Below are 12,759 nucleotides of genomic sequence, written 5' to 3' on the forward strand. Positions count from 1 at the left end.
CTGTTTTAGTACACTTTACAGATAAGGCCTTTTAGGTAAAAACCTTCGGGGTAGCTGCCAGCAATAGGGTGGTCGGCAGCTTGGTTTAATCGTTCCATAATCAGTAAATCTTTACCTGCATCTAGCGCTGCATCGGCAACCACTTTTTGAAATAAGTTTTGTTCCATTAAGCCAGAGCACGAGAACGTTAATAAGGTGCCACCGGGCTTTAGTATTTGCATCGCAATCATATTAATATCTTTATAGCCGCGACATGCGCCGGTCAGCTGTGCTTTATTGTCTGCAAATTTAGGCGGGTCCATCACGATGGTATCAAACAGCTTGCCTTCATCACGGTATTGACGCAGTAACTTAAAGACGTCTTGCTTAACAAAGTCGACTTTATTCAAATCTAGGTTGTTGTGCTCCACATTGCGTCTGGCGGTATCGAGCGCAGGTTGCGAAACATCCACATTGGTTACATGCTGACAGCCGCCACGTAATGCGTACAGCGAAAATGTGCCAGTATAACTAAAGCAGTTAAGCACTGTTTTATCTTTAGAGAAGCGTTCTAGAGCCGCACGACTGTCACGTTGGTCTAAATAAAAGCCTGTTTTATGACCTTCTATAATATCGACTTCTAGCTTTAGGCCGTTTTCTTCAATTAATACGGGCTCTGTCGGTGCATTACCCCACAGAACACCTTTGATTGGATCTAACCCTTCCTTTGTTCGCACGTCGACATCAGAGCGCTCGTAGATATCGCAGCCAGGAAAAATAGCCATTAATGCCGCGACTATTTCGCCCTTGTGGCGCTCTGCACCTGCACTGAGTAACTGACATACTAATACGTTATCAAACTTGTCGATTGTGATACCCGGTAAGTAATCAGACTCCGCAGCACTTAAACGAAAGCCTGTTAAGCCTCCCTCGCTGATCACTTGCTGGCGTGCATCGTACGCACGGCGAAGACGCTTTTCGAAGAATGCTTGATCAATCACTTCGTTTTGGTCAAAGCTCCATACACGTGCGCGTATTTGTGACTCTGGGCTGTAAGCTGCAATGGCGAGAAACTTACCGTCATTATCATAAATAGTAACCGTATCACCTAGTCCTGGTTTACCTTTTACTTTTTTAATGGCTTTAGAGAACACCCAAGGGTGTTTTCTTTTTAATGATTTTTCTCGTCCAGCTTGTAGGTAAATAGCAGATGACATAGGGATTCTCGCGTCAAACAAAAGGGGGCATAGTTTAATGAAGCACTGGCAAACATACAATGAATGTTTTGAACAAATCCAGTAACCACGTTAAAGTAAGCATAATTTCAATCAGTTAATGGTAACAGCCGCTTTATGCAGTCAAAAATAGACTTTGCAGAACTTGAAACCCAGTGTCGAGATTTTATTTTATCTTTACTTCATGCCGATGTGGCACACGACATTAGCCACATTGAGCGAGTGGTGAGGGTTGCAAAACAGCTGTGCACTGCAGAAGAGGCTAATATGGCAGTCGTGTTACCCGCAGCCTGGTTACATGATTGCGTTGCGGTTGCTAAAAACCACCCTGATAGAGCGAAAGCGTCAACAATGGCTGCAGACAAAGCGTTGAGTTTTTTATCATCCATTAATTACCCTGAGCAATACTTTGCCGCAATTCATCACGCCATTGTTGCACATAGTTTTAGCGCTAACATCGCAGTACAAAGTGTTGAAGCACAAATAGTCCAAGACGCTGATCGAATGGATGCATTAGGGGCTATTGGGGTAAGTCGCTGCATGAAAGTGGGTGGCTCGATAGGGCGTTATCTTTACCATAAAGACGATCCATTCTGTTTACATCGTGAGCCTGATGACACTAAATACACGCTTGATCACTTTTTTATTAAACTATTACATATCGCCCAAAGTATGAATACACCTTCGGCGAAAGATGAAGCAAAAAGACGAACAGAGTATATGTTGGCCTTTCTAGAGCAACTTAAATCTGAGATTGGTGAGTAACCATGGGTGTACCTTTATTAAACGGGGTTGATCACTGCCATTTAAATGTTGATGATTTGGCGCGGGCAGTGACATGGTACCGTGATGTGTTAGGTTTTTCTGTGGTTCCTGAGCTTGCTTTTTGGGATGAAGGTAAAGGTCCATTAACCCTTGAAGATCAGGCAAAAACAATCCGTCTCGCATTATTTGAAGCGCCCGGTAATAGTAAAGGGATCGCTTTTAGTGTAAACGCAGCGCAATTTTTAGCGTGGCTTGAGCATTTAGCTCAATTTAATATAAAAACGGTGATTGCCGACCATGGCGTGACTTATTCTATGTATTTTAAAGACTGTGCTGGCAACAGTCATGAAATTACCTCTCATGATTATGAGCAAATTAAAAAGGGGCTTAAGTAAGGCCCCTTTTAATGGGTATAAACTAGCGAGAGTAAGTATTTTTAATCTCGATAATTGCGTCGATTTGGCCAATGAATAAATCGACGAGTTGGGGATCAAAGTGTTTGCCTGATTCGGCTTGTAGCAGCTCTACTGCTTTTTCAACTGGCCACGCATCTTTGTATGGGCGCACAGAGGTGAGTGCATCAAATACATCAGCAATACTGACGATACGACCTTCAATGCTGATCTCTTCTCCTTTTAAACCAAGAGGGTAACCCGTACCATCCCACTTTTCATGATGCTCCAGTGCAAGCTTATGAGCGAGCTGTAATAGGGGAGAGCTTGAATTTTCGAGTATTTTTGCACCAATGACAGCATGTTGCTTCATATGCTCAAACTCGTTGGCATCTAAACGGCCGGGTTTTAAAAGTACCGAATCAGGTATGCCTATTTTGCCAACATCATGCATAGGGGCGGCTTGTTTCAACTGTTCAGCTTGGTATTCAGTCATACCATAAGCTAACGCGAGTACTTTGCTGTAGCGACTCATACGGGCGATATGCTCACCTGTATCTGTGTCTTTATATTCTGCCGCTCGGCCTAAGCGATTAATTAAATCGATATGGGCTAATTGTAATTGCTCGGCCTGCACTAGCGATAAATGTGTTTTCACTCGGGCTCGCACAATAGCAGGGCTGATGGGTTTGGTTATATAATCAACAGCACCAAGTGAAAAGCCTTCGGACTCATCTTGTTCATGGGACAGTGCCGTGACAAATATCACGGGAATATGAGCTGTTTCAGGGTTCGCTTTTAAAATTTTACATACCTCGAAGCCATTCATATCTGGCATCATGACATCCAGTAAAATTAGCTTTGGAGGTTCATTTTCAATGAGCTGCAGAGCTAAATCACCCGATTTAGCAAATGATAACCGATAGTCATTTGCAAGAACTTCACGCATGACCTTAAGATTTGCGGGCTCATCATCAACGACAAGAATTCTTGCTCGATCAGTAATTTGACTCATGACTGCTCCTTAATCAGCTGCAATGCGGTGCTTTAAATTGGCTAATGCAGTACTTGCTGCATCAAAGTCAAAGTTATCAAAATGTCCAACTATCTCTGCGACTGTGTCTTTATACTCGACAGGGGCATTGTTTTGAACATCACTCAGTAGTTCATCATCTATTTCAGCATGCTCGGCTTGATTTTGTAGTGCCTCGATGTGATTTAAAAATACGCTTATCGATACCGCTTGCGAAGGTGTTTTATCAGTATTAACCTGCTCTTGCTCATCGAGTAAAGTAGCCAGTGCTTGCCACTCTTGATAGCACGCAGTTATTAATTTAGAAAAGTCTTCTTTACCCTGTTCTTTTTCGGCCTGCGACAATAAATACAGTAATTTCGTTAGTGTCAAATTGCCCGCCACACCTTTTAGCGTGTGTAACAGTGTCGTTTGTTCAGATGCATTAAGTGTTGACTCTTTTAAACGTAGAATACTCTGCTGATGATTAGCAAGAAATAAGCGTATTTCAGTATTAAGCTTTTCTTTGCTACCCCACATTTGGATACCTTTAACATAATTGATATGTTGCTTTGCTTTGTTATCAGGCTTAGCTGTGATGTGCTTAATTTCTAAACCGAGCACTTTCGCTATCTCATGATTAACTTGTTGTATATCGACGGGTTTGTTTGCAAAGCCATTCATACCTGCTTGCTTAGCTGTGAGCTTATCTTGTTGAAGCACGCTGGCGGTCAACGCGATGATAGGTGTTTTCTTTAATTGTTGTTGCTGCTCTAATTCACGAATTTTTTTACAAGCAGTTATACCATCGCATTCAGGCATGTGGATATCCATTAAAATGATATCAAAGCTGTGTTGTTTAAATTCAGCAATAGCCTCTAGCCCATTTTTTGCTTTATACACTGTGTGGCCAGCTTGTGAGAGTAATATGTTTAATAGCTCGACATTTTGTTCAATATCATCAACCACTAAGACACGAAGAGGTGGTAATGTAAGTAGGTTATTACTGAGTTTATCTACTTTATTAATGTCGCCTTCTTGCAAAGGAAGAGAAAAGAAAAAACAACTGCCTTCGCCTTCATTACTCACGGCACTTATTGTGCCTCCCATAAGCTCGACCAATTGCTTGCTTATGGTGGTGCCTAAGCCTGTGCCGCCAAAGCGACGCGTCATCGTTCCATCGGCTTGTTCAAAAGGTTGGAAAATTGCTTTCAAGCGGTGTTTTGCAATGCCAATCCCAGTGTCTTGCACCTCAAAAAAGAGCTGATTGTTTTGTGTCTTACTTACACTAATCGTGACAGAACCTGATTCTGTAAACTTAACCGCATTACCAATTAAGTTATTGAGTACTTGACGAATACGCGCGTCATCACCGATATAAATTGGTGCGACATCATCAGCAATTTTTAAATCTAATAACAGGTTTTTGCGCTTTGCTTCAAGCCAAAAGGTAGAAACGATGTTATCGAGAAGGGCTTGTAAATTAAAGTGCTCGTGATGAATATCGAGTTTGCCTTTTTCTAATTTTGCCGAGTCTAAAACATCGTTAAGAAGATGCAATAATGAGCGTGCTGCATTATTTACGGTAACGATGTGCTTTTGTTGTTCTTTATTAAGTGGGCTGTCCATTAAAATATCGCTGAACCCGATAATTGCATTCATGGGCGTGCGAATTTCATGGCTCATATTTGCCATAAATGCCTGTTTAGCTTGTGCAGCGGCTTCAGCTTCTTGTTTTGCGTGTTTTAATGATTCTTCATAGATATGGCGTGCGGTAATATCAACTAATACACCATCAATCCACTGAACTTCAGAATCATCCGTTTTGTTAATAGAACCTTGATCTAATACCCAAACGACCTTACCGCTGCGATGGCGTACGCGATACTCAAGTGCATATTGATTTTTTTCAGAGATTGCTTTTGTCATGATCTCATTAATATGCGCTTCGTCTTCTTTATTTATAATGTCAGCAAAACTGATGGCTTTTGACGTAAATTCTTCGGCAGTATAGCCCGTTAGATCAAATACATTGGGACTAATGAACAGCATGCTCCAATGGTCATCGAGCAAACAACGAAATACAGCGCCAGGCGTGTTATTCATTAACGTGCGATATTGCTGTTCTTTTTCTTCTAGGCTGCGTTGTAATGCGCGTTGTTCAGTTAAATCGGTTATGAAGCCCACAAACAACGTTTCTGCATCGGGTTGTTTCACTTCACCAAGACCTAAGCGAATAGGGAATAAATGACCTTCCTTGTGTTTTGCACACACGTCGCGGTTAACGCCAATCACTTTTTTAAGAGCGTGGTTGCCACTGTTTAGCAAATAACCATCGTGCTGAGCCGCAATGTCGTCATCCATCAACACTTTCACGTTCTGACCGAGCACTTCTTCTTGTTTCCAGCCAAAGATACTTTCTGCAGATTTATTAAAGCTTAAAATAATACCGCGACAATTAATTGTCACAATACCATCGATTGCCGTACTTAAAATGGCATCGAGTCGTGATTCTTCTGCCGATTTTTCAGCAAGCAGCATACGATAGCGCACCATACCATTGATAATCGCAACGACAGCGGTTAATAACACGGTAGCAAATGACACCATGGCAGCAATAAAAACAAGATTGGTATTGTCTGTGTTATCGGATAAAAAAGGGGAGGTCGCGACAAATCGCGTTGCAGCCATGCCCATGTAATGCATACCGGCGACAGCAAAACCTAAAATAATGGCGCAAATAATCCGGTTTTGTAATGCGGTTAAATTTTGAAAGTGGTCGTTCAAATGAAAGCGAGTATACAGCCCAATAAATGATAAAAACACGGCAACAAAAATGGATGCAGCAAACCACATAGGGTCATAACGAAGTAATGGGCTCATTTCCATTGCCGCCATACCCGTGTAATGCATGGTACCAATACCTGCGCCCACTAACACAGAACTCATGAGTAACTTTAACCCTGCGGGAATATGTGCAATGTCTTTACTGCGTATTAGTGACATACCTGTGTAGCAGGCTAAAAAAGCAGGAATAAACGAAAAAAATGTCAGAGCAGGATCATAGTTAATGGTTGTGCATAAAGAAAATGCAAGCATACCAATAAAGTGCATACTCCAAATTCCGCCAGACAAGACTAGAGAGCCGGTTGCATTGCCTAGTTTTCTGTATGATTCAAAGCGGGTTTTATTGGCTAAATCAATAATATGCAATGAGAAATATGCAGCAAAAATAGCGGTAGCAATCGAAAGGACAACTAAACTAGGATTGTACACCCCACTTATGATTAAGCTTGGATTTTGATCGGTAATAAAAAATTTCGCGAGCATAATAATTCGTTCAGACTGCAAGTAATGTCAGTCTAATACAATTTGCGCTAGATTTAGAGAAAAAAGATATGACAGACTAAGTAGGATTTATTTCATTAGCTATATTTAATTAGAAAATACTTAAGTGTGAGACTACCCATGCGCAGGACTGAGCAGACACTCGTCGAGCAAATGCAAATAAATGATGTTGAAATTCAGCATAGAATGAATTTATTAGGGCTCTCTTCACAATGCTTAGCATCACTCATTAACTATAAACCACTTATCGAGTCGGCGATTGAGAAAATGGTTGATGAGTTCTATAAAAAGCAAACAGAAGTCGATGAAATTTCATTACTTATTGGAGATGCTGACACACTGACACGTTTAAGAGATGCACAAAGACAATACATTATAGATTTATTTTGTGGCTGTTATGAAAATGATTACGTTAATAATCGGCTACGTATTGGCATGGTACATAAGCGAATTGGGGTAGAGCCCAAACTGTATTTATCGGCGGTATGTACCCTTAAAGAGCTCATTTTTGATGTGTTAAGAAACACCATAAAAGACCATGCAGAGCTAAATCAAACATTAACCATTATTGATAAGCTTATTTATTTTGATACAACGTTAGTGTTTGATACGTACATTGCGAGTCTTGTTGGCGAAATAGAAAATGCGAAACGAAGAACAGAAGTGTATGCGAAAGGGCTTGAAGAGAAAGTGGCGCAGCGTACACATGAACTTGAAAAACTTGCCAAACTAGACCCCCTCACAAATTTGTATAATCGCCGAGAAATGCAAGAGTTGTTTCAGCGAGAATTAGCAAGAGCGCGCCGTCAGAAGCTACCTTTGACTATTGTATATTTTGATTTAGACAACTTTAAATCAGTGAATGACACACAAGGGCATTTGAAAGGTGACGAGGTATTAAAATTCATCGGGAAATATCTTAAAAAGAATACAAGAGAAATAGACATTGCCTGTCGTTATGGGGGAGATGAATTTTGCCTGATCATGCCAGATTGCGACGTAGAAAACACCATTGCGATATGTAATAAGCTGATCGTTGCTTTTGAAGCAAAATACCCCGCGTTACATTTGAGTTTTGGCATTATTTCAGCGCCTTTAGACAGCACAGTCGGTGCTGAGGAGCTTATAAATCGTGCTGATCGGAAAATGTACGAGGCTAAAAAGCATCAAGGTTCTCACATAATCCATTAACGTGTCATACGCTTTACAAACACCACCACAAACAGCGCTAGCGAAAAGCTGCCACAAAATGCTTCAATCGCTGCTATGAGCCTTGATAATCCAATGGGGGTAATATCGCCATAGCCTAGCGTTGTAAAAGTAACAACGCTAAAGTAAATGCTGTTTAAAAGTGCTGATACGTTATCATCGAACGAATTATCAAAACTAAATCTAAGCAATGAATCTTGATAGCTGACACCAAATAAAAAGTAACATATTGCGCAACAAACGATAAGAGACAGACTAAAGCGAATGACATTTTCAGGTTTTTCACCATAACCACATAACATGTCAATAAAGCTGGAAGTAATTTGTTTCGTTGATCCTTTCGGGTACTGTGCGTGGCGCATTCTTAATTCTTTATAGGTAAAGTTACCCGCGAGCTCGAAAAGCCCTTGGTGTTCAGACGCTTTACGTAAATTTCTGTATATTTCTTCGGATTGTTCAAATAAGTCGCGCGCAGTCGAGTATTGCCTATTTCGACGAGCTTTAAACGCCTCGGCTTCTTGCAGTAATTGTTCGCCTAAATCGATATTATCAATGCGGCTATCACTGAGTTTAACCCCAAGTAGGTTGGTATTTCGCAAATCGCAGTAGTGTAAGCTGGCGCTATGAAGGTTCGCTTTCATTAAGGATGCATTGGCAATTTTATTGTTGAAAAGATGTGCCCCCGACAAATTGGCTCGATAAAAATTGCAGTAAGAAAGATCATAACCTTCTTCATCATCTTTCTTTATTAAATTTAGACCCACTAAATTTGCACGTTGTAATTGCAGACCCTGAAGTAACCCGCCCTTTTTCGCATATCGTTCAAGTTTTTGAGTCAGCTCTAAGCCTGATTTATCAAATTTATTGTCATGCCAAAAGCAATACCCAGAACCCATATCGGTTTCTTGACACGTGTTACCTGTTGGTGAAATGTAGCTACAACACGGTTTATCAGGCATAAGAATAAAAACTTATTTATGAGTCATCTTTATAGATTAGCAGGTATTTTACGGGGTAAAATATAATACAAAGATTTTATTAATTACATTGGCTTATTTTGTTTGAGTACACGTTAAAACGCAGTAAACGTAGAAAAACTGTCGCGATTAAAGTCGCCGAGCAGCAGTTGACTGTGTATGCACCTCACTTTGTCCCGCGTAAAGATATTGAAGCGTGGTTAAAAACAAAGCAGCATTGGGTTGCAGAGCAAGTTACTAAACAATCATTACACGCTGAGCAGTGTCAATTTCCCATTAAAAATTCGCAAATCAAGCTATTTGATCAGGTAATTCCCCTTGTATTTAAGCAAGAAAATTGCAGCCAATGGTATCAAGACACTGATACTCATGAATTAACCCTTGCTATTTCACCGCGCGTTAAACTCACAGACGCAAAGTATCTTGCATTGATGGAAGAGTTTTTACATGACAAGTTAGAAACCTACCTTGAGATGCGTATACAAAACTACTGTATTCAAATGAGAGAAGCGTTACCAACACGTCTTAAAATTCAACATTACAAGCGGCGATGGGGCAGTTGTAATCGCCAAAGAGAGTTAACCTTTAATTTGCACTTAGCCAGTGCGCCCCTATGGGTTATTGATTATGTTGTTGTTCATGAACTTGCGCATTTAAAGCATATGGATCACAGTGCGGCATTTTGGCAACGGGTGAGTGAGTTTTATCCCGAACATAAAAAAGCAAGCAATTGGCTGAAAGTGAATGGTCCATTTTTACGCTGGCTCTAATACCATATATGGACTCTCTCCGATTGCAAGACAGTAATTGATAGAATTTCAAAGTTCATTGCTGCCATATATTCGGCTTTTTTATGAGCAGATTTATCCGCTCTAGCCCTGATGGATATCCGCCCCTATCACCTTATCAATCTCGACGGCTTCTAACAGCCTTTGGTATTATCAGGTTTAAATAGGACGGCTATGAACCGTTTTCCGTCAATCTCAATCTTTGCAATTTTTGCTATTGAACTTTTGTCTTTTAATTGCGGTTAATGTTTTTATACAAATTTGTACCTCTCTTGTTTTACGGTCATCGCCCATGCCATTCGCGCCATTTTATTCGCTAATGCAACCACTGCTTTATTAAATGGCAGCCGCTCCCGCAGGTTATTTGCCCATAAGCTTACCTTGTCAGCTTTACTCCCCGATTTGACTAACGCAGCTCTGGCACCATTAATCAGCTGAGTTCGCAAATAAGTATTTCCTCGTTTACTTATTCCCTTTAACTTGGGGTTATCGCCAGTCGTATGCTGTTTGGCAACTAGTCCCAGCCAAGCTGCCATATGACGCCCACTTTTAAAGGTTTTACCATCACCTATTGCACTATACAAAGCTGTTGCGATGATGGGACCTATTCCTGTCATTGTTTCTAATTTCTGGCACTGCTCTATCTGATGGCTTAAAGCTTTTATCTCGCTATCCAAATCCGTGATTAACTTATCTACCTCAATTAATTCATCATACAAACTGGCTATATATCGACGAGACAATGGCGTTAACATGTTACTCGCATCTTCTAAAATATCGGGGATAGACTTTCTCACTTGATTAACGCCTTGCGAGAGGCTAATACCATATTCGGCTAAGAGGCCTCTGGTTTGATTCACTAAGGCCGTTCTACATTTTATTCGCCGCTCTCTTATACGGTGCAACAGTTGAATGTCTTGTTGCTCTACACTTTTTATTGGCACAAATCGCATATTCACTCGTTGTGAAGCTTCAGCTATCGCTTCTGCATCATTGAAATCATTTTTATTTCCTTTTCGGTAAGGGACTACATATTGTGGAGCGATAACTTTCACTTCATGACCATAGTTTTGAATACTTTGTGCCCAGTAGTTTGATGAGCCACACGCTTCCATGACGACAATTGCGGGCTCTAAATTACAAAAATACTCTTTCATGTTAGTGCGTTTGAGCTTTTTCTTTTTGAGCACTTTTCCCGAGTTTGATAACCAAACTAAATGAAAAATGTTCTTGGCGATATCTAATCCAATTGTTATTTTATTCATGTGACTCTCTCTACTTTGTTTACGCTAAAACTTACCCTAAACTACTATGGCGCATTATGACGCCGTTGGGGAGTGGAGAGAGTCCATTCCATTAATCCGCAAAAATACTTAATCATTTTGAGTGATTAAACCAGTCGCTACCTGCGTTAAAAATGTCTGATTTACGACTGCATGGATGCAGGAGGTAGAGCAATGCAGGAGCAATTGCCGAGAACAACTAAATAACTACATTTTTGCCTTGTTATCAACGCGGTTTTATTGCCTCAAAATAGACCACATAATTAAGCGTAATGGTATAACAAAAGGATAATTTAATTGAAAATAGCTGTATTTTTAGTTTAACGATTTAGGAAAAGAGAAGTAAACAATAATATGAAAAATAGAATAGTGAATTAGCAGAGAAGGAAAGTGGTGGAGGGAGCTGGATTCGAACCAGCGAAGGCTGAGCCGTCAGATTTACAGTCTGATCCCTTTGGCCGCTCGGGAACCCCTCCACACTAATTTTTATTGCATTTGGCCCCACTTAACTGAGCGTAGAAAAGTGGTGGAGGGAGCTGGATTCGAACCAGCGAAGGCTGAGCCGTCAGATTTACAGTCTGATCCCTTTGGCCGCTCGGGAACCCCTCCAATGCAACGGCGCTGATAATAGCAAACTGGCTCTTTAAGTAAAGAAAAAAACTAAAGAAAAATAGATTAATGCCGATAACTGGTTAATCTTGAAACTATTCGGCCAAAGTCTATGCAAATTGATGGTTTGTTGCTCAACGAGAGTCAACTTGATAATCGTCTTAACAAAAGTGTTCATGAACACCGCCAAGGTGAGTTTGCCTTATTATTGGCGATGCTGTCTCATGATGCGCTTGATTTTAGCCAGTTTCATTTACCGAAAACAGAATTAACCGATACTCAGAGTTCAGAACACGTACTCAGAAATGAGTTAGGGGCAGGCCCAAAACAACCATTAGCGCCTGAACAATATGATATGTTAATCGGGCAGAATAATGGGCTGCGACTTTTACAAGGTGGCTTGTCAGATATTCGCCTACGTAATTGTCTCAGTCCTGAGCCGCTTGCTATCCGCGATGATAAAAATCATGTGCCGTTAGAAGTCATCGATAACTGTGAGCCAGCAGTCAGAAAACGCTATTACGATAAAAACGCACCCACAGAGCGTATGCAAATGGATGCAGCTGCGTTTTATGACAGCTTAACGGACGAGGCGATTCATCAGCCTTTGCAATTGGCAACTGCTTAATTAATTGAAATTGTCATACTCGCCTTGTACGCTACACTTACAAAGATAGGTAAATTGGTGCAAATCAGTAAAAAGTACAGCTAATTTTTTATGTGCTTGTTATAATGCGCCCAAATGGCTTTATGCCATTATCATTGAACCAAGTTATTAGGACTATAATGAAGAAAACATTCACGCTTAACCATGAGAAAATTAAATACCCTCGCATGGTTGATGCAGCTAAGCACGAAGTGAAGAAGTATTTAAAACGTGAGCGTAATAAAACTCTCCCAGAAGATGCCGATTACTGGGCATTTGATTGTAAATTTGGAGAGTCAGCTGACGACGCGAAAGTCGTTCATGTGGCGGAAATTAATAAATGCATTAGCGATATTGAAGCAAAAGGGCTTACATCGTTTTATGTCGAGATTCTAGCGCGTCCAGCACAACGCCAGTTACAAGAATTTGACGAAGAATAGTCGTTATAATTCATAGAATTTAAGAATGGGCCTTGAGGCCCATTTTTATTGTCTGAAATACAATGACATTATTTTG

The 12,759-nt window shown here is 40.6% G+C and carries 11 protein-coding genes and 2 tRNA genes; 6 read left to right on the forward strand and 7 right to left on the reverse strand.

Annotation, left to right across the window (positions count from 1 at the left end):
* Nucleotides 1-5: 5 nt before the first annotated feature.
* Nucleotides 6-1,196: a class I SAM-dependent methyltransferase gene (locus tag IT970_RS06220; protein WP_036969427.1), complete on the reverse strand. Its 1,191-nt coding sequence runs from the start codon at nt 1,194-1,196 to the stop codon at nt 6-8.
* 135 nt (nt 1,197-1,331) lie between these two features.
* On the opposite strand from IT970_RS06220, the gene IT970_RS06225 reads away from it, so the two are divergent.
* Entirely contained in the window at nt 1,332-1,979 is a 648-nt protein-coding gene (locus IT970_RS06225; protein WP_036969424.1) for an HD domain-containing protein, read from the forward strand.
* Between the two features lie 2 nt (nt 1,980-1,981).
* A complete protein-coding gene (locus tag IT970_RS06230) occupies nt 1,982-2,374 on the forward strand; it encodes a VOC family protein (protein ID WP_036969421.1) in 393 nt (130 codons plus the stop codon).
* A gap of 22 nt (nt 2,375-2,396) precedes the next feature.
* Here the strand turns inward: IT970_RS06230 and IT970_RS06235 are convergent, their stop codons facing one another.
* A complete protein-coding gene (locus IT970_RS06235; RefSeq protein WP_036969419.1) occupies nt 2,397-3,386 on the reverse strand; it encodes a response regulator in 990 nt (329 codons plus the stop codon).
* A gap of 9 nt (nt 3,387-3,395) precedes the next feature.
* Nucleotides 3,396-6,713 (reverse strand): PAS domain S-box protein, encoded by a 3,318-nt coding sequence (locus tag IT970_RS06240; RefSeq protein ID WP_196857687.1) that lies wholly within the window; start codon nt 6,711-6,713, stop codon nt 3,396-3,398.
* 138 nt (nt 6,714-6,851) lie between these two features.
* On the opposite strand from IT970_RS06240, the gene IT970_RS06245 reads away from it, so the two are divergent.
* The gene (locus tag IT970_RS06245; RefSeq protein WP_036969415.1) at nt 6,852-7,922 is read left to right on the forward strand and encodes a GGDEF domain-containing protein; all 1,071 of its coding nucleotides are present in this window, start codon (nt 6,852-6,854) and stop codon (nt 7,920-7,922) included.
* Here the strand turns inward: IT970_RS06245 and IT970_RS06250 are convergent.
* Nucleotides 7,919-8,899, reverse strand: a complete 981-nt coding sequence (locus IT970_RS06250) for an ion channel (RefSeq protein WP_036969411.1) — start codon at nt 8,897-8,899, stop codon at nt 7,919-7,921. The genes IT970_RS06245 and IT970_RS06250 overlap by 4 nt on opposite strands.
* 98 nt (nt 8,900-8,997) lie before the next feature.
* Here IT970_RS06250 and IT970_RS06255 point away from each other — a divergent pair, with 98 nt between their 5' ends.
* Nucleotides 8,998-9,687, forward strand: a complete 690-nt coding sequence (locus IT970_RS06255; protein ID WP_036969409.1) for a M48 family metallopeptidase — start codon at nt 8,998-9,000, stop codon at nt 9,685-9,687.
* Nucleotides 9,688-9,956: 269 nt separating this feature from the next.
* On the opposite strand, the gene IT970_RS06260 is transcribed toward IT970_RS06255, so the two are convergent.
* The 3 genes from IT970_RS06260 to IT970_RS06270 all read right to left on the reverse strand — a co-directional run bounded on the left by IT970_RS06260 (nt 9,957) and on the right by IT970_RS06270 (nt 11,597).
* Nucleotides 9,957-10,970 (reverse strand): IS110 family transposase, encoded by a 1,014-nt coding sequence (locus IT970_RS06260; RefSeq protein ID WP_065979998.1) that lies wholly within the window; start codon nt 10,968-10,970, stop codon nt 9,957-9,959.
* A gap of 409 nt (nt 10,971-11,379) precedes the next feature.
* Nucleotides 11,380-11,464: transfer RNA gene (locus IT970_RS06265), tRNA-Tyr, on the reverse strand.
* Nucleotides 11,465-11,512: 48 nt separating this feature from the next.
* A tRNA-Tyr gene (locus tag IT970_RS06270) sits at nt 11,513-11,597 on the reverse strand.
* 112 nt (nt 11,598-11,709) lie between these two features.
* Here IT970_RS06270 and IT970_RS06275 point away from each other — a divergent pair.
* Together IT970_RS06275 and IT970_RS06280 are read left to right on the forward strand one after the other, a co-directional pair.
* Nucleotides 11,710-12,225: a VC2046/SO_2500 family protein gene (locus IT970_RS06275; RefSeq protein WP_065979363.1), complete on the forward strand. Its 516-nt coding sequence runs from the start codon at nt 11,710-11,712 to the stop codon at nt 12,223-12,225.
* A 158-nt stretch (nt 12,226-12,383) separates the two neighbouring features.
* On the forward strand, nt 12,384-12,683 hold the full coding sequence (locus IT970_RS06280) for a DUF6172 family protein (protein WP_036969405.1): 300 nt from the start codon (nt 12,384-12,386) through the stop codon (nt 12,681-12,683).
* The last annotated feature ends 76 nt before the right edge of the window (nt 12,684-12,759 follow it).

Source organism: Pseudoalteromonas sp. A41-2, assembly GCF_015767615.1.
In the GTDB taxonomy this organism is placed as follows: domain Bacteria; phylum Pseudomonadota; class Gammaproteobacteria; order Enterobacterales; family Alteromonadaceae; genus Pseudoalteromonas; species Pseudoalteromonas lipolytica.